The 16,358-nt window shown below is 67.7% G+C and carries 17 protein-coding genes; 12 read left to right on the top strand and 5 right to left on the bottom strand.

The genetic code is table 11. From position 1 onward, the window contains the following. Positions 1 to 27: 27 nt before the first annotated feature. From M3M54_RS00710 to M3M54_RS00690, 5 genes are all read left to right on the top strand, one after another. Complete coding sequence (locus M3M54_RS00710; protein ID WP_249020275.1) at positions 28 to 798, top strand: hypothetical protein; 771 nt, start codon at positions 28 to 30, stop codon at positions 796 to 798. Beyond that, the gene (locus tag M3M54_RS00705) at positions 798 to 2,537 is read left to right on the top strand and encodes an FAD-binding protein (protein WP_249020274.1); all 1,740 of its coding nucleotides are present in this window, start codon (positions 798 to 800) and stop codon (positions 2,535 to 2,537) included. Before M3M54_RS00710 ends, M3M54_RS00705 begins: the two co-directional genes overlap by 1 nt. Next, a complete protein-coding gene (locus tag M3M54_RS00700; protein WP_249020273.1) occupies positions 2,534 to 3,358 on the top strand; it encodes a succinate dehydrogenase/fumarate reductase iron-sulfur subunit in 825 nt (274 codons plus the stop codon). The genes M3M54_RS00705 and M3M54_RS00700 overlap by 4 nt, the downstream gene beginning before the upstream one ends. A 49-nt stretch (positions 3,359 to 3,407) precedes the next feature. Further along, a complete protein-coding gene (gene gluQRS, locus M3M54_RS00695; RefSeq protein ID WP_249020272.1) occupies positions 3,408 to 4,304 on the top strand; it encodes a tRNA glutamyl-Q(34) synthetase GluQRS in 897 nt (298 codons plus the stop codon). Positions 4,305 to 4,461: 157 nt separating this feature from the next. Continuing rightward, entirely contained in the window at positions 4,462 to 5,505 is a 1,044-nt protein-coding gene (locus M3M54_RS00690) for a fatty acid desaturase (protein WP_249020271.1), read from the top strand. Here M3M54_RS00690 and M3M54_RS00685 read toward each other — a convergent pair. Continuing rightward, a complete protein-coding gene (locus tag M3M54_RS00685) occupies positions 5,502 to 6,641 on the bottom strand; it encodes a CaiB/BaiF CoA-transferase family protein (RefSeq protein WP_249020270.1) in 1,140 nt (379 codons plus the stop codon). The genes M3M54_RS00690 and M3M54_RS00685 overlap by 4 nt on opposite strands. A gap of 89 nt (positions 6,642 to 6,730) precedes the next feature. On the opposite strand from M3M54_RS00685, the gene M3M54_RS00680 reads away from it, so the two are divergent. The 5 genes from M3M54_RS00680 (at position 6,731) to M3M54_RS00660 (ending at position 10,372) form a co-directional block, all read left to right on the top strand. After that, positions 6,731 to 6,925, top strand: a complete 195-nt coding sequence (locus M3M54_RS00680; protein WP_249020269.1) for a hypothetical protein — start codon at positions 6,731 to 6,733, stop codon at positions 6,923 to 6,925. A 94-nt stretch (positions 6,926 to 7,019) separates the two neighbouring features. Beyond that, on the top strand, positions 7,020 to 7,691 hold the full coding sequence (locus M3M54_RS00675) for a Bax inhibitor-1 family protein (protein WP_249020268.1): 672 nt from the start codon (positions 7,020 to 7,022) through the stop codon (positions 7,689 to 7,691). 61 nt (positions 7,692 to 7,752) lie between these two features. Continuing rightward, positions 7,753 to 8,430, top strand: coding sequence for a hypothetical protein (locus tag M3M54_RS00670; RefSeq protein WP_249020267.1), 678 nt, complete (start codon positions 7,753 to 7,755; stop codon positions 8,428 to 8,430). A 24-nt stretch (positions 8,431 to 8,454) separates the two neighbouring features. Further along, complete coding sequence (locus tag M3M54_RS00665; protein WP_249020266.1) at positions 8,455 to 8,784, top strand: hypothetical protein; 330 nt, start codon at positions 8,455 to 8,457, stop codon at positions 8,782 to 8,784. Positions 8,785 to 8,977: 193 nt separating this feature from the next. Beyond that, the gene (locus tag M3M54_RS00660) at positions 8,978 to 10,372 is read left to right on the top strand and encodes an ammonium transporter (RefSeq protein WP_249020265.1); all 1,395 of its coding nucleotides are present in this window, start codon (positions 8,978 to 8,980) and stop codon (positions 10,370 to 10,372) included. An 86-nt stretch (positions 10,373 to 10,458) separates the two neighbouring features. On the opposite strand, the gene ahcY is transcribed toward M3M54_RS00660, so the two are convergent. From ahcY to metK, 3 genes are read right to left on the bottom strand one after another with little or no spacing between them, the layout of a single operon-like run. Continuing rightward, positions 10,459 to 11,907 carry an adenosylhomocysteinase gene (gene ahcY / locus M3M54_RS00655; RefSeq protein WP_249020264.1) on the bottom strand — a complete coding sequence of 483 codons (1,449 nt, stop codon included), beginning with the start codon at positions 11,905 to 11,907 and terminating at the stop codon, positions 10,459 to 10,461. Beyond that, the gene (locus tag M3M54_RS00650; protein WP_249020263.1) at positions 11,907 to 12,842 is read right to left on the bottom strand and encodes a PfkB family carbohydrate kinase; all 936 of its coding nucleotides are present in this window, start codon (positions 12,840 to 12,842) and stop codon (positions 11,907 to 11,909) included. The genes ahcY and M3M54_RS00650 overlap by 1 nt, the downstream gene beginning before the upstream one ends. Further along, on the bottom strand, positions 12,839 to 14,092 hold the full coding sequence (gene metK, locus M3M54_RS00645) for a methionine adenosyltransferase (protein WP_249020262.1): 1,254 nt from the start codon (positions 14,090 to 14,092) through the stop codon (positions 12,839 to 12,841). The genes M3M54_RS00650 and metK overlap by 4 nt, the downstream gene beginning before the upstream one ends. A 153-nt stretch (positions 14,093 to 14,245) precedes the next feature. Between metK and M3M54_RS00640 the strand changes: the two genes are divergently transcribed. Then, positions 14,246 to 15,364: an NAD-binding protein gene (locus tag M3M54_RS00640; protein WP_249020261.1), complete on the top strand. Its 1,119-nt coding sequence runs from the start codon at positions 14,246 to 14,248 to the stop codon at positions 15,362 to 15,364. Positions 15,365 to 15,369: 5 nt separating this feature from the next. On the opposite strand, the gene M3M54_RS00635 is transcribed toward M3M54_RS00640, so the two are convergent. Beyond that, entirely contained in the window at positions 15,370 to 15,669 is a 300-nt protein-coding gene (locus tag M3M54_RS00635) for a hypothetical protein (protein WP_249020260.1), read from the bottom strand. A gap of 20 nt (positions 15,670 to 15,689) precedes the next feature. Between M3M54_RS00635 and M3M54_RS00630 the strand changes: the two genes are divergently transcribed. Continuing rightward, positions 15,690 to 16,358 (top strand): sterol desaturase family protein, encoded by a 669-nt coding sequence (locus M3M54_RS00630; RefSeq protein ID WP_249020259.1) that lies wholly within the window; start codon positions 15,690 to 15,692, stop codon positions 16,356 to 16,358.

The following is a 16,358-nucleotide window of genomic DNA, read 5'->3' as shown; positions in this document are numbered from 1 at the left end:
AACTCCCTCCAGAGAGCTCTCCTCCAGATGACAACCGTCGCCACACCCCCGCGCCGCTTCGGCGCGACCATGCGGCGCGACCGCTGGTGGGTGCAGCCGGTACTGGTCGTCACCTCGCTGACGCTGTTTGGCGTCTACACGATCATCCACGCGATCGTCAGCAAGTACTACGCGATCACCGCCGGCGGCGCGCACCTGCAGTCGCCCATGTTCTCGCCGGATTTGCCCGGCATCATCCAGTTTCACACGAGCCTGCCCTGGGCCTTCCTGGTGCTCTGGGCGCCGCTCGGGCTGCGCAGCACCTGTTACTACTACCGCAAGTCCTACTACCGCTCGTTCTTTCTGGCGCCCCCGTCCTGCGCGGTCGCAGGCGTGGCGCGGCGTAAATACACGGGCGAGACGAAGTTCCCGCTGGTGCTCAACAACATGCACCGTGTGTTCTTCTACTTCGCGGTGATCGTGATCGGCTTCCTCTGGTACGACGCGATCCGCGGTCTCTTCTACCACGGCAGCTTCGGCATCGGTGTCGGCAACGCGATCATGTTCATCAACGTGTTCTGCCTGTCGGCGTTCACGTTCGGCTGCAACTCCTGGCGCCATCTGATCGGCGGCAAGCTCAACTGCTTCTCCTGCACGCCCACCGCACAGACCCGGCACAGCGCCTGGAAGAAAGTCTCGATCCTCAACGGGCACCACATGCAGTGGGCCTGGATCAGCATGTTCACCGTCTGGGGCACAGACGTCTATATCTGGCTCGTGTCCTCCGGCGCGTTCAGCGACCCCCACCACGTGTTCTGATGAGCGAACAGCGCATCGAACACCACGACTACGACGTGCTAGTGCTGGGCTCCGGTGGCTCAGGCCTGCGCGCCGCGATCGCCGCCTCGGAGGCGGGCGCCCGCACGGGACTGGTCTGCAAGTCGCTGCTCGGCAAGGCGCACACGGTGATGGCCGAGGGCGGTCTGGCCGCCTCGCTGGGCAACGTCGACCCGAAGGACAACTGGTCCACACACTTCCAGGACACCATGTTCGGCGGCAAGTATCTGAACAACTGGCGCATGGCCGAACTGCACGCCAAGGAGGCACCCGACCGCGCCCGCGAGCTCGAGCACTGGGGGGCGGTCTTTGACCGCACGCCGCAGCGCACGATGTCGCAGCGCGCCTTTGGCGGCCACACCTACAGGCGCCTGGTGCATATCGGCGATCGCACCGGCCTTGAGATGATCCGCACGCTGCACGACCGGACCGTGCACTCAGACGTGGATGTCTTCATGGAGACCACCGTCACGCGCCTGATCAAGGACGGCGAGCGGGTGGTCGGCTGCTTCGGCTACCGCCGTCAGACCGGTGAGCTCTGCAGCTTCAGCGCCAAGGCGCTTGTGCTCGCGACCGGCGGCAGCGGCCGCATCTACAAGATCACCTCCAACTCGCAGGACTGCACAGGCGACGGTTACGCGCTGGCCTACGAGGCCGGGGCGCAGCTGGTGGACATGGAGTTCGTCCAGTTTCACCCGACCGGCATGGTCTACCCCCCCGGGGTCGCCGGCCTGCTGGTCACCGAGGCCGTGCGCGGCGAGGGCGGCATCCTCCGCAACGCCCTGGGCGAGCGCTTCATGGAGCGCTACGACCCCAAGCGGATGGAGCTCTCGACCCGCGATGTGGTCGCACGCTCGATCTACACCGAGGTCAAGGAGGGGCGCGGCACGCCGCACGGAGGCGCATATCTCGACGTCTCGCATCTCGACGCCGACTACGTCAAGCGCAAGCTGCCGAGCATGTACGACCAGTTCCTGGAGCTGGCCGGCGTTGACATCACCAAGGAGCCGATGCAGGTCGGCCCGACCTGCCACTACTTCATGGGCGGCGTCAAGGTCGATGCCGACAACGGCGCCTCGCGCGTGCCGGGACTGTTTGCCACCGGTGAGTGCAGCGGCGGCATGAACGGCGCCAACCGCCTGGGCGGCAACTCACTGGGCGATTTGCTGGTCTTCGGCCGGCGTGCGGGACTCGGTGCCGCAGAGGCGGCCAACGCGTCGGGCCCGGTGTCACTGCCGGCCGAACAGGTCGCCGAGGCCCGGGCCGAGATCGAAGGCTTCCTGCACGGCTCCGGCAACGAGAACCCGTTCCACGTGCACCGCGATCTGCAGAAGATCATGGGCGACGGCGTCGGCATCTTCCGCGACAAGGAGGGCCTCAGCGAAGCGATCGGCAAGCTTGAGGAGCTCGACGCCCGCGCCGCCAACCTGCGTGCACCGTCAGATCGGCTGGACTACAACCCTGGCCTGCAGCTCTGCCGCGAGGTCAAGAACATGCTCACCGTCTCGCACATGATCGCCCGCGGGGCGCTGCTGCGCGAGGAGAGCCGTGGCGCCCACAGCCGCCTTGACCACACCGGCTACAGCGACTACTGGGGCGAGCACAACATCATCATCGAAGGCGGCGGCCAGGACATGTCACTGACGCCGACGCCGGTCGTCAAGCGCGACGAGCTCCAGGAGCTGGTCGAGGCCCGTAAGGAGGCTGAGAAGGCATCATGAGCGAGACAGCGATGGCGGGTGGACCGCGCCGCCTGCAGATCTGGCGTGGCGACTTGACCGGAGGCGAGCTGGTTGACTATGAGCTCGAGACCGAGCCCGGCATGGTCGTGCTCGACGCGGTGCTCGAGATCCAGCGCTCTCAGGCTCCCGATCTGGCGGTGCGCTGGAACTGTAAGGCCGCGAAGTGCGGCTCCTGCAGCGCCGAGGTCAACGGCCGCCCACGGTTGATGTGCAAGACCCGCCTGGACCACCTGCCGGCCGATCAGCCGATCACCGTCGAGCCGATGCGCGCCTTCCCGCCGATCCGCGACCTGGTCACCGACGTGTCCTGGAATTACCGCGTCAACAAGCAGATCACCCCGTTCACGGCGCGCGAGAACCTGAAGCCGGGCGTCGAGATCAACGAGAAGGGCGAATTCCTGATCGACCAGGCCGACACCGACCGCATGAGCGAGTTCCGCAAGTGCATCGAGTGCTTCATGTGCCAGGACGTCTGTCACATCCTGCGTGATCACCGGATGCACAACCGCTACTACGGACCGCGCTTCATGATGCGCATGGCGAGCCTCGACATGCACCCGCTGGACGGGGTCGACCGTCTGGATCAGATCGCCGACGAGGGTGGCATCGGCCTGTGCAACATCACCAAGTGCTGCACCGAGGTCTGCCCCGAGGGCATCCACATCACCGACAACGCGATCATCCCGATGAAGGAGCGCATCGTCGATCAGCGCCACGACCCGCTGCTGAAGCTGCTCGGCCGCACACCCAACAAGGGCCGGCGCAAGCCGCCGCCGCGCACCGAAACACCCGAACTGTGAGCAGCGGCGGTCCCGCTGGACCGCCGCTGCTCAAGCCCGCCGACAGGCCGTGAACCGCGCCGGACGCTTCGCCCCCAGCCCGACCGGCCCGCTGCACCTGGGCAGCCTGCGCACGGCGTTGGTGGCCTGGCTGGCCGCGCGCTCCCAGGGCGGCCGCTTTCTGCTGCGCTTCGAGGACCTTGACCCGCGACGCTCCCGCAGCGAGTACGAGGCAATCCAGATCAGCGATCTGCGCGCGCTCGGAATCGACTGGGATGCTGCGCCGGTGCGCCAGTCACAGCGCAGCGCGCTCTACGCGCGCGCCGTTGAGCGGCTGCGCGCCGAGGGTCGCGTGTACCCGTGCTTCTGCAGCCGCGCGGAGATCCGCGAGGCCGCCAGCGCCCCGCACGGCGAGCTGCCAGAGGGCGCCTACCCGGGAACCTGCGCCACGCTGGCCCCGGCGCAGGCGTGGCGCCGCGCCGAGGTGGGCGAGCGCCACGCACTGCGGCTGCGGGCCGAGGGCGAGCATGTCGTCTGGCGCGACCGGCTGCTCGGCGAGCGGCGCGGCAGCGTTGATGATTTCGTGCTGGTGCGCTCAGACGGAGTGTTCGCCTACCAGCTCGCGGTCGTGGTCGACGACGCCGCGCAGGGCATCGGCGAGGTGGTGCGCGGCGCTGACCTGGCCGACTCGACCGCGCGCCAGATCCTGCTCCAGCGCCTGCTGGCGCTGCCTACACCGGGCTACGCGCATGTGCCGCTGGTGCTCGGCCCGCTGGGCCAGCGCCTGGCCAAGCGGGATGGCGGCGCGACGCTCGCGTCACGCGGCGAGCCTCCCGGCGTAACGCTGGCCTGGCTGGCCCACAGCCTGGGCCTGGCGCAGGACGCGGAATGTGTCGCATCCGCCTCAGCGCTTGTGGCGAACTTCGATCTCGATCGCATCCCCGGCCACAGCGTAAAGCTGTGCTAAGATTTCGCCGCTGCGCGTCCTGTCGCGAGGTTTCCTGCTACCGTCCCGCCCAGTCGGGCAGCAGCCAGACGACAAAGATGCACCGCGTGCTCTCGCAGCTGTAGGCCCGGCGGGTCGTTGCGCGCGCCGCTGGCGCAGGACCGGAGGTTAACCAACCATGCCACCCAGGACTGTTGCGTCCTACAAGGACGCGCTGGCTCCGTACGAGCGCGCGCAGACACGCCGCGGCGTGATCCAGATCGCCAACTCGCTCTTGCCCTATCTGGCCCTGACGGTCGCCAGCTACCTGACGTGGGGTCTCTCGCCGCTGCTCACCGCGGTGCTGGCGATCATCGCGGCAGGGTTCCTGGTGCGCACTTTTGTCGTCTTCCACGATTGCTCGCACGGGTCACTTTTGCCCTCGCGCAAGGGCAACGCACGCGTCGGCGCCGTGCTCGGGCTGTTTGTGCTGACGCCGTTTGCGCAGTGGCGCCATGGCCACGCGATCCACCACGCCACCTCGGGCGACCTCGACCGTCGTGGCGTCGGCGACGTGCTCACGCTGACCGTCGCCGAGTACCACGCGCAGCCCTGGTATGGGCGCCTGGGGTATCGCCTGTTCCGCAACCCCGTGGTGATGTTCGGCCTGGGGCCTGTCTTCGCCATGATCATCCTCCCGCGTGTCGCAGGTATCGGGCCGGGAGCGCGCAGCCGCCTGCGCAACAGCGTGCTGCTCAACGACGCGGTGCTGGCCGGCATCGTGTTTGCGCTCGGCTCGCTGCTCGGCTGGGCGCGCTTCCTCGAGGTCTGGGCGCCGTCGGCGCTGATCGCCGGCGCGGCCGGCATCTGGCTGTTCTACGTCCAGCACCAGTTCGAGGACGCCTACTGGGCAAGCGGCGAGGAGTGGAGCTACGCCGAGGCGGCGCTTGCCGGCAGCACCCACCTGAAGCTGCCACGGCTGCTCGCGTTCTTCAGCGCCGACATCGGCTGCCACCACGTTCACCACCTCAACGCCAAGATCCCCAACTACCACCTGCGCGCAGCCCACGCCTCCCACCCCGTGTTCGAGACGGTGCCGACCATCGGCATCGCCGACGGCATGCGCGCCGTCCGCTTCAAGCTCTGGGACGCCGACGCGGGCAAGCTCGTGACCTTCGCGCAGGCGCGCCGCAGCCAAGCGCGCGCCAGGGTCGCCCCGACCGTGGTCGGTGCCGAGGCCTAATCGGCCTTCTGTTCAACCCCCCAGCGGTGCAGCGCGGCAGCCGGGTCATGCTCGGCCGGCCGCGCGACCGGCGGGGTGCGGCTGAGCCGTGGCGCGGGCGCCGGCTGACGTACGCCGCCCAGCTCAACGAACGTTTCGCGCGCCCGCAGGTGTGGATCCTCAGGCGCAGCGAAGGGGCCGCGCACGACTGTCACACACACCTCCTGGGCACCGAGCAGCGCCTCCCACTCGTTGGCGGTACGTGTCGCGAACACCGCGGCGAAGCGCTCCTTCAACTCCGGCCAGCGCTCGGCCTGCCACTGCGGGAACTGGTCTGCGGGCAGCTCCAGAAGCTCCAGCAGCCGTGCGTAGAACCGCGGCTCGATCGCGCCGACCGCCAGGTGCCCGCCGTCGGCGGTGGCGTAGACCTCGTAGAAGTGCGCCCCACTGTCGAGCACGTTGAAACCCGGACGCTCGTCCCACTTACCCGCCGCGCGCAACGCGTGGACCATCGTCGTCAGCAGCGCCACTCCGTCGACCATCGCCGCATCGACGACCTGGCCGCGACCGGAGGTGCGAGCCTCGAGCAGCGCGCAGAGCACGCCAAACAGCAAAAACATCGCGCCGCCGCCGTAGTCGGCCCCGGCGTTTACGGCGAACATCGGCCGCTCGCCGACGCGCTGGGACACTCCCAACAGACCGGCGAGAGCGACGAAGTTGAGGTCGTGCCCGGGCAGTCCAGCCAGTGGGCCGGACTGCCCGTAACCGGTGATGCGCCCGTACACAAGCCGCGGATTGAGCTCCAGCAGGTCATCCGGCCCCAGTCCGAAGCGCTCCATGACGCCGGGCCTGAAGCCCTCGATCAGCACATCGGCGCGCCGAGCCAGCGCCCTGGCTAACGCCGCGCCAGCCGCGGTGGTGAGATCGGCGGCAAGCGTCTGGCGCCCGCGCAGAGACGGGTCGCCGGCACCCGCCTGACCGAAGCCTGCTCCCGGCTCGCGGTCGAGGCGGATCACGTCGGCACCCATGTCGGCGAGCATCATGCCGGCAAAGGGGTTGGGCCCGATGCCGCCAACCTCCAGCACGCGCACCCCGGCAAGCGCTCCGCCCCGTCCACCGTCGGAGTCCGCCTGGCGAACGTTTGCCTGATCGTGCACGGGGTAAATATGACGCTGCTTGCAGCCTTGACCATCCACGGTCCGTCGAGCGTCGTAATGGAAGGCTAACTTGCGAGCAGGTGAAGCCGATGAGGAGCAGTGAGACCATGGAAGCCACCCCCTCCAACCTCAGCCCCCGACATGTCCCCATCGACCGTGTCGCCCAACGGGAGCGCGTGCGCGAACTGGCACGCTTCCTGGGCCTCGAACCCGAGGCGATCGCGGCAGGGCTGCTCCATGCGGTCGAGCGCGACCCGAACCTGCGCGGGCGCGCCAAGACCTGACAGCTTTAAGCTCCTCTTCGACGGTGCTGCCACCTTATGCTCTAACTTTCTCACCAGCAGGTTTTTAGAGACACTTCGAGGAGCAATTAGAGAGATGCCCACTTACGAACAACTCGGTTTCGGCCAGGGGGCCGCGCTCACGGGGGACCGGGCACGGACTGTGTTCGGACACGTGATGGGCCTCGTGGCCTTCGCGCTGGGGTTCGCGGCGCTCGGCGCCTACATCGCCCGCAACGACGCCACCGGCGGCTTCATCTTCTTCATCGGCGCGTTCGCGTGCATCTTCGGCCTGCAGGCCGCCGCCGCACGCGGTCACGAGCAACTGGCCACCGGCCTGCTGTTCGGGCTGGCGCTGCTCTTGGGCATGGCGATCTCACCGATCATCGTCTACTACGCCAAGACCAATCCCGATGTCGTCTACCAGGCCGCCGGCTCAACAGCGCTGTTCGTCGGCGCGCTGGGTGCCTTCGGGTACAGCACGAGGCGTGACCTCTCGCGGTACCTGAAGCCGCTCATGATCGCGTTCGGGATCGTCTTCGTCTTCGGTCTGATCGCTCTGTTTGTGGCGATCCCAGGCTCGAACACGATCTACTGCGTGCTGATGCTGGTGGTGTTCGGCGGCTTTACGGTCTTCGACTTCAACCGCCTGGCCCACAGCGGTCGCTACCAGAGCGCGGTACCGATCGCAGCCGGTATCTTCCTGGACATCTTCAACGTCTTCCTGCTGCTGCTCACCCTCTTCGGTGGGGGCGGCAGGCGCCGCTAGCCGACGCGGCGGGGACCGACGCGCCCATGATCCGGCGCTAGACAAGGTGCAGGGTTGGCATGTGGCCGCGCTCGCTGCGAGCGCGGCCATCATCCTGGCCGGGTGCGGAGCCACAAAGGACGCCGTGCCACCGGCGCCCGCCAAACCGCTGACCTTCTCGGTCACCTCCACCACTCCGACCACCACGGTCGCGACGCCAACTGCACGCGCGTACGTCGGCCCAAACGGGCTGCCGATCGAGACAGGGCCGTTTCTGGCCCCGTCCACCACCACGGCGCTCGGGCGCATCGTGGACGGCGTGCAGTGCGAGCGCTTCGCGCAGCTCGCATACACCACCTACGCGCACCTGCAGGTTTACGTGGCGGGTCACTCGCGGGCGCTCCCGGGCGGAATCGGACTGGTCGACCAGATACCTGAAGCGACCCCCCAAGGGCTGTTCTACGGCGCCAGGGCCTGCATGTACTGGCTGCACACGCGCGCGGCCGACGGCCTGATCGAGGCTCAGTCTCCCGTGCCCAGGCGCTTCACGCTGGGCGAGCTCTTCGCGATCTGGAACCAGCCGCTCACACGCCGGCGTGTCGCCGCGGCGCACGGTCCCGTGACCGCCTTCGTCGACGGTCGCCGCTGGCGGCACTCACCGGCCGCGATCCCGCTCACCGCCAACGCGAGCATCGAGTTGGCGGTCGGGCGACCGGTCCCGAAGCCAGCGCGGGTCGACTGGGTCGGTACCGCGTTCTGATCCCGCTCATTAGACTCGCCCGCCATGGTCTACGCACCCGGGCACTTCCGGCAGGTCGCGCAGCGCCGCCAGCGCCGCGGCCGCGAGCGCGTGGCAGCCCGGCTGGGCGGACTCGTGGCAGCTGCACTCGTGACGGTGGCGATCTTCTCGCTCACCTCGGGCAGCGGCACCGTCGCTCGCGGCTGCGTCAGCTTCGACTACACGACGATGATCGGCGGTGGGCAGATGCACCGCTGCGGCGCGCAGGCGCGCACGCTCTGCGCGAGCCGGCCGAGCCGCGGCGGGATCGACGGAAGCTTCAGCGCTGCCCTGCAGGCCGCCTGTCGTAGGGCGCACCTCCCAGGCGGGCACTGAAGCGCCCGCCGACCGCCTGCGAGCCGCGCAAACAGCCGTCTTGTCCAGATGTCCAGGGGCCCTGCAGCAACGCTGTACCACTGGCCATGGTTCACCTCGCCTGGGTCAAAGACCCTTTCTTGCGTCAGCTTGATCAAGGGGTATCAAGCCGTCGCCCACCCGCGGGCGATGCCCTCACACAAGAAGGAGATGCATGACATCTGAGGCACTGCCCTGGCTAAACCAGGGCGACACCGCTTGGCAGGTGACGGCCGCGACGCTCGTCGGCCTGATGAGCGTACCCGGCCTGGTGGTGCTGTACGGCGGCGTGATGCAGAAGCGGTGGAGCATCAACTCGATGATGCTCACGTTCCTCACATTCGCGATCGTGCTGGTCATCTGGGTTCTGTACGCGTTCAAGATGGGCTTCGGCTCGCCAATGTTCCCCAGCCACCACCCGGGCTTCCTGAACGCCTTTGTCGGCAGCCCCGGCCCGTCCCTCAGTCCCGCTCAGCTGCAGGGTCACGCGACCTTACCGGGTGCCTACGGGACCCCGTCGCAGGAGAACTTCCCGCAGTCGGCGCTGGTCTACTTCCAGTTCGTCTTCGCTGCGATCACGCCGATCCTGTCTTTGGGCTCGGTGCTCGGCCGCGTCAACTGGAAGGCGTGGTGTGTCTATTCGGTCCTGTGGATCTCGATCGTCTACGTGGTCGACGCCTTCCTGATCTGGGGTGGCGGCTACTTCGCACACCACGGCGCGCTGGACTTCTCCGGCGGCTATGTGATCCACCTGTCCGCGGGTGTTTCCGGGTTCGTGGCGGCCTGGGTGATCGGGCCGAGACTCCAACGCGACCGCGAGATAGACGCCCCCAACAACGTGGCGATGGTCGCGGTCGGAGCCGGTCTGCTGTGGCTCGGCTGGAACGGGTTCAACGGCGGCGACCCTTACTCGGCCGCCAACTCGGCGGCGGCGGCGGTGCTCAACACGAACCTCGCGACCGCCATCGCGTTCCTGGTTTGGGTGGTCTGCGACATGGTCACAGGCCGCAAGCCGAGCCTGCTCGGCGGCGTCAACGGCATGATCGTCGGGCTGGTCGCGATCACTCCCGCGGCCGGCTTCGTCAACGGCTGGGGAGCGATCGCCTGCGGCGGGATCGCCTCGATCGTCGTCTACTACGCGATGAACTACGCCAGTTCGTGGCGCTTCTTCCGCAGCGTCGACGACACGCTCGGGGTGATCTACACGCACGGCATCGCCGGCTTCGCCGGCGGCCTGCTGACCGGTGTGTTCGCTGATCCCGGCATGGCCGTCTTCTACGACGTGTCTGGCAAGAAGTACATCCCAGCCGGCAGCGCAACCGGCCTGGTGTTCGGCTCCGCGACGCTGCTCAAGTGGCAGCTCTTCGCCGGGCTCTGGGTGATCGTGTTCTCAGCCGTGGCCACCTACGTGATCCTCAAGGTGATCGGTCTCTTCATCCCGTTGCGGATGAGCGACGAGAACATGGAGATCGGCGATGTGGCCGAGCATGGGCACGAGGTCTACCCGTCCGACATACCCTCGCTCGGTGCCTATCAGGAGGTGCCGGCGGCGGTCGCCACCGGCGTCTGACGCGGCGCCGCAGTTTGGTCAGGGGCTTTCGGGGGGCGGCTACTGCCGCCCCCCGAACCCGTTGCGCGCACCGGCGCCGCGGCCGCTCAGTAGCGGTAGTGGTCAGGCTTGTACGGGCCCTCTGCGGGTATGCCCAGGTAAGCCGCCTGCGACTCGCTGAGGGTGGTGAGCTTGACGCCCAGCGCGTCGAGGTGAAGACGCGCGACCTTCTCGTCGAGGTGCTTGGGGAGCGTGTAGACGCTGCGCTCGTAGCGCCCCGGCTGGGTGTAGAGCTCGATCTGCGCGATCACCTGGTTGGTGAAGCTGTTTGACATCACGAAGCTCGGATGGCCGGTGGCGTTGCCGAGGTTCAGCAGACGGCCCTCGGAAAGCACGATGATCGCGTGGCCGTCGGGGAAGACCCATTCGTCGACCTGTGGCTTGATGTTGATCCGCTCAATGCCGGGAACGGCGGCCAGGCCGGCCATGTCGATCTCGTTGTCGAAGTGACCGATGTTGCCGACGATCGCCTGGTGTTTCATCTGACCCATGTGCTGGGCGGTGATCACATCGCGGTTGCCGGTCGCGGTCACGAATATGTCGGCGGTTTCGAGGACGTCCTCGAGCGTGGTGACCTGATAGCCGTCCATCGCGGCCTGCAGGGCACAGATCGGGTCGATCTCGGTCACGATCACGCGAGCGCCCTGCCCAGCGAGCGATTCGGCGCAGCCCTTGCCAACGTCCCCGTAGCCGCAGACGACACAGACCTTGCCACCGATCAGCACGTCGGTGGCACGGTTGATCCCGTCGATCAGTGAGTGCCTGCAGCCGTACTTGTTGTCGAACTTGCTCTTGGTTACCGCGTCGTTGACATTGATCGCGGGGAACAGCAGCGCGTCCTGCTCAGCCAGCTGGTAGAGGCGATGCACGCCGGTCGTGGTCTCCTCGGTGACGCCGCGGATGCCGGCCGCAATCCGGGTGTAGCGCTGCGGATCCTCAGCCAGAGAGCGTGTCAGCATGGCGAGAATGACCGCGAGCTCCTCACTCTCGGCGCCGCCTGGGTCGGGAACAGCCCCGGCCCGCTCGTACTCACAGCCCTTGTGAACCAGGAGCGTCGCGTCCCCGCCGTCGTCGAGGATCATGTTCGGGCCCTCGGCAAAGCCGGTGATCGCCTGCTCGGTGCACCACCAGTACTCCTCGAGCGTCTCTCCCTTCCACGCGAACACCGGGACCCCGCGCGGGTCCTCCGGGGTCCCGTCCGGTCCGACCACCACCGCCGCCGCGGCGTGATCCTGGGTTGAGAAGATGTTGCACGACGCCCAGCGAACTTCAGCCCCGAGCGCGACCAGCGTCTCGATCAGCACGGCCGTCTGGACCGTCATGTGCAGGGACCCCATGATCCGCGCGCCCGCAAGCGGCTGCGCAGCTGCGTACTCGCGCCGGGTGGCCATCAACCCCGGCATCTCGTGCTCGGCCAGGCGGATCTCCTTGCGCCCGAACTCCGCCAGGGCAAGGTCAGCGACCTTGAAGTCGAGCCTTGTTTGCGTGCTGCTCATCAGACGGTCTCCTTGAGTAAGGGCATTTCGAACTGTGTGAAACGGTGAAGCTCGGCCACACGGGCATGAACCTCATCGAAGGAAAGCCGGGCCAGGCGCTCTGTCCCGAACTCCTGCACGTTGAAAGACGCGAGCGCGGTGCCGTAAGCCATCGCGCCAGCCAGCAGCTCACGGCTCACGGTGCGCTCGCGCGCGGCGGCGACATACCCGACCAGCCCACCGGCGAACGTGTCACCGGCACCGGTCGGATCGACCACCGAGACCAGCGGGTAGGCCGGAAGCGAGAAGAAGCCGTCCCGGGTGAACAGCGCAGCGCCGTACTCGCCCTGTTTGGCGATCACCGCCTCGGGTCCCAGCTCAAGCAGCTCGCGGGCCGCATCGGGAAGCGTGTGCCGGCCGGTCAGCTGCCGGATCTCTGCGTCGTTGAGGATCACGCAATCAACCCGCTCGATCACCGCGATGAGCTCCGCGCGGGCCGTCTCGATCCACAGGTTCATCGAGTCAAGTGCCGTGAATCTCGGACCGTCACACTGATCGAGCACCGAAGCCTGAAGCGACGGCTGGATGTTTGCCAAAAACAGCACCTCGCAGGCACGCGCCGCCGGGCTCAAACGCGGCTGAAAATCGGCAAAGACGCCCAGCTCGGTCGCGAGGGTCTCACGCGAGTTCAGATCATCGCCGTACACACCAGACCAGAAGAACGTCTCCCCGCCCGGAACGGTGACCACATCGTCTGTGATCGTGCCGCGGACCGACAGCGTCCGCAGGTCCTCGGTCGCGAAGTCACCCCCAACCGGCCCAACCGGCCTGACCGTGTCAAAAAACGACGCCGCCAGCGCAAAGTGCGTCGCCGCGCCCCCCAGCATCCGCCTGCGCTCTCCGAATGGCGTCCGGACGGCGTCGTAGGCGATCGAGCCGACAACCGTGATGCTCACGCGGACAGCGCCTCTGCGGAGCCGCGACCGTCGAGTGCCCCCAGCCCAGCAGCCTCGCGCAACAAAGCCGCGCGATCGGTTCGCTCCCACGTGAAATCATCACCCGCGCGCCCGAAGTGCCCGTAGGCAGCGGTCTGCTGATAGATCGGCCGGTGCAGGTTGAGCTCGCGCCGGAACGCACCGGGACGCAGGTCGAAGTGCTCTGAGACCAGCTGTGCGATCTTGCCCGGATCGATCAGCTCGGTGCCAAACGTTTCGACCATCAACGACACCGGGTGCGCAACGCCGATCGCGTAGGCCACCTGCACCTCGCAACGCGACGCCAACCCAGCCGCCACCACGTTCTTGGCCACCCAGCGGGCCGCGTAAGCTGCGCTGCGGTCCACCTTCGACGGATCCTTGCCCGAGAACGCGCCGCCGCCGTGCCTGGCCATCCCGCCGTAGGTGTCGACGATGATCTTGCGGCCGGTCAGACCGCAGTCGCCGACCGGCCCGCCGATCACGAACCGGCCCGTGGGATTCACCAAAAAGCTCTCTCGCAGCTCGTGCTCGTCGTAGAGCCAGGCGGGCAGCACCGGCATCACGACCTGCTCCCACAGGTCGTCGGGGATCAGCGCCTCGGCGCCCTCCGCGTGCTGTGCGGAGATCAAAAGCTTCTCAACCCGCACCGGACGCCCGTCCACGTAGCGAACCGACACCTGGGTCTTGCCGTCGGGCCGCAGGTACGGGATCGAGCCATCCTTGCGCACCGCCGCCAGGCGCGCCGCCAACTGGTGGGCCAGCGAGATCGGCAGCGGCATCAGCTCCGGCGTCTCATCGGTCGCGTAGCCGAACATCATTCCCTGATCGCCGGCACCGGCGCCCAGCAGCACATCGTCGGCTTCGTCGCCAGCCTCACCCGAGCGCACCTCGAGCGCGCGGTCGACCCCCTGCGCGATGTCGGGCGACTGCTGATCGATCGTGTTCAGCACCGCACACGAATCGGCGCTGAACCCGAGCGTGGCATCCACGTAGCCGATCCGCCGAATCGTCTCCCGGGCCACCGTCTGCACATCCACCCACGCCTCGGTTGAGATCTCCCCCGACACCACCACCAAACCCGTGTTCACCAGCGTCTCGCACGCCACTCGCGCCAACGGATCCTGGGCCAGCACCGCATCCAACACGCCGTCGGAGATCTGGTCCGCAACTTTGTCGGGATGACCCTCGGTCACCGACTCGGACGTGAACAGGAAGCCGCTCTCTTGCATCGCCTCTAGCTTTCGATCGTGTGGGCCGCTGGCAGTGACCAGAGGTGGCTTGCCGGTGGCAGTGAAGTCATCCGGGCAAGCTTAGCCTGCGTCCACGGCTGCACTCCACGAGTAAGATCCTGCAGCACCACACGGCGACCCTGCGGGAGCTCGATGGCGAGACATGTGCTGGTGCTTGGCGACGGCGGTGGTGTCGGCGAGGCGCTGATCAGGCGTCTGGAGCAGCTTGGCGCGAGCGCGTCGCTCGAGTCCTCGGGGAACGCACGCGCGCTCGCCGCAAGACTGGCCGAGCGCCACTGGACAGCGGTCGTGGTGCTGTCCCACGAAGACGCGCTGGCGCTGCGACTGACACTTCTGGCGGCGCAGCTTCGCCCCGACCTGACGCTCTGGGTGGGGCTGTTTGACCAAACGATCGCCCACCAGCTGCGCCAGATCGCGCCCGCGGTGAACGTGGTCGCGCCCGCTGCGCTGGTCGCCACCGCGCTGGCAGACCACTGTCACGCGCTGGGCGCGCGGCCGCATCCGCGCGGCTCCGGCGTGAGGATCGTTGATGACGCGCTGCGCCTGATGGTGCGGGCCGGCGGCGTGCTGCTGGCCGGGCTCGTGGCACAGACGGCGATCACGATGAGCGCACTGCACGACAGCCTGATTGACGCGATCTATTTCGGCGCGCGCTCGATCGTGGCCGCGGCGGATGTGCCGCGTGCCGCGCAGGCGGGCACGGTGTTCAAGCTGCTCTCAACCGTGATCACGCTCGCCTCAGTGGTCGCCATCGCGGTCTTCACAGCGGCGCTTGTCAGGCGCCTGAGCCGTCCGCGCTACACGGCGCTGCTCGGCCGCCGGCGTGTACCGGCCCGCGACCACGTGCTGTTGGTTGGGTTCGGGCAGATCGGCTTCCGCTTGGCCCTGGAGCTGCGCCGCCGCGGTATCCCCGTGGTCGCACTGGAGCGCAACCCCGAGGCACAGTGTCTACGGCTCGCGCGCGGGGTTGGCATCCCGGTGGTGTTGGGACGGGGCGATGACCGTGAGATGCTCGAGCTGCTCGGCGTTAGAACCTGCAGCGCGCTCGCCGCAGTTACCTCTGATGACCTGGCCAACGTGTCTGTGGGACTGGCCGCAATCGACATCCGCTCCGACCTGCCGCTGGTGCTGCGGCTGGGCGACGGCGACGTCGCGGCGGAAACCGAGTCGCTGCTGCACCTGGTTGACATTCTCGACGCCCACCGTCTGGTCGCGAACATGCTCGCCGAGCGCCTGCTCGACCTCGCCTGAGCTGTCTAACGCTCGCCCCGCAACCGGCGCCAGAAGCCGACTCGCTCACGGAACCCGGGCTGGGCCCGCTCCCACTCGGCCAGGGTCGGCAGCTCACCCCGGGCGCGGGCCCGCAGGACACAGTCGGTGTGGGCGTGACGGCGAGCGCGGTGATCGCCTTCGGGGAACATCAGCATGTGCTCGCGCATCGCCGGCAGCAACTCGCCACACAGCGGGCAGCGGTAGGTTGAGGGCTTCAGGTTCTGGGCACCGCGGATCTCCCACCAGCGGGCTTTAGTAGCTGCAGCGGATGCTCGTCGCGACACGCGTCAGATATCCTATGGACATGCCGGCACCGCATCCAGAGGAGCTCGAGGGCCTGAGCCGCAGCGAGGTTCTGCGGGCTTCGCCGACGATGTTTGACATCAAGTGGCTGGACAAGCTCTCGCGCGTACATTGGACCGTGCCGCTGTTCATCTTTGTGCCGACGATCACGGCCATGCTGGTGCTCGGCTTCGTCCACAACGTGGGCGTCTGGGCGCTCGCCTGGATCGCCGGTGGGTACGTGATCTGGACGCTCACCGAGTACTGGCTGCACCGCGTCGTCTTCCACTTCGCGCCGGACCATGGCATCGGGGCGCGACTGCACTGGATCATCCACGGGGTTCATCACGACCACCCCAACGACCCGCTGCGGCTCGTGATGCCGCCGTCTGTCAGTGTGCCGCTGGCCGCCCTGTTCGTGTACGTCTTCTACCTGATCTTCGGCTCCCCCGGTTTTCTACCGTTGAGCGCCGGCTTCCTGGGCGGGTACCTGGCCTACGACATGCTGCATTACCACGTGCATCACCGGCACGCGACGACACGGCTCGGCAAGCTGATGCGCGAGCTGCACATGCGCCACCACTTCCAGGACGGCGGCACGGGTTACGGCGTCAGCGCCCCGTTCTGGGACCACGTGTTCGGCACGCCCACCAAGCGGCCGCCGGCACGTCGACCGGCCGCGCATCACTAG

It is taken from the genome of Conexibacter sp. S30A1, from assembly GCF_023330665.1.
Classification (GTDB): domain Bacteria; phylum Actinomycetota; class Thermoleophilia; order Solirubrobacterales; family Solirubrobacteraceae; genus Palsa-465.
This window is presented reverse-complemented; position numbering and strand designations above follow the sequence as displayed.

Bases quoted from the DNA above. Each gene is read 5' to 3' on its own strand.
- M3M54_RS00710 (WP_249020275.1), top strand. From the start codon at position 28: ATGACAACCGTCGCCACACCCCCGCGCCGCTTCGGCGCGACCATGCGG.
- M3M54_RS00705 (WP_249020274.1), top strand. From the start codon at position 798: ATGAGCGAACAGCGCATCGAACACCACGACTACGACGTGCTAGTGCTG.
- M3M54_RS00700 (WP_249020273.1), top strand. From the start codon at position 2,534: ATGAGCGAGACAGCGATGGCGGGTGGACCGCGCCGCCTGCAGATCTGG.
- M3M54_RS00690 (WP_249020271.1), top strand. From the start codon at position 4,462: ATGCCACCCAGGACTGTTGCGTCCTACAAGGACGCGCTGGCTCCGTAC.
- M3M54_RS00680 (WP_249020269.1), top strand. From the start codon at position 6,731: ATGAGGAGCAGTGAGACCATGGAAGCCACCCCCTCCAACCTCAGCCCC.
- M3M54_RS00675 (WP_249020268.1), top strand. From the start codon at position 7,020: ATGCCCACTTACGAACAACTCGGTTTCGGCCAGGGGGCCGCGCTCACG.
- M3M54_RS00665 (WP_249020266.1), top strand. From the start codon at position 8,455: ATGGTCTACGCACCCGGGCACTTCCGGCAGGTCGCGCAGCGCCGCCAG.
- M3M54_RS00660 (WP_249020265.1), top strand. From the start codon at position 8,978: ATGACATCTGAGGCACTGCCCTGGCTAAACCAGGGCGACACCGCTTGG.
- ahcY (WP_249020264.1), bottom strand. From the start codon at position 11,907: ATGAGCAGCACGCAAACAAGGCTCGACTTCAAGGTCGCTGACCTTGCC.
- metK (WP_249020262.1), bottom strand. From the start codon at position 14,092: ATGCAAGAGAGCGGCTTCCTGTTCACGTCCGAGTCGGTGACCGAGGGT.
- M3M54_RS00640 (WP_249020261.1), top strand. From the start codon at position 14,246: ATGGCGAGACATGTGCTGGTGCTTGGCGACGGCGGTGGTGTCGGCGAG.
- M3M54_RS00630 (WP_249020259.1), top strand. From the start codon at position 15,690: ATGCCGGCACCGCATCCAGAGGAGCTCGAGGGCCTGAGCCGCAGCGAG.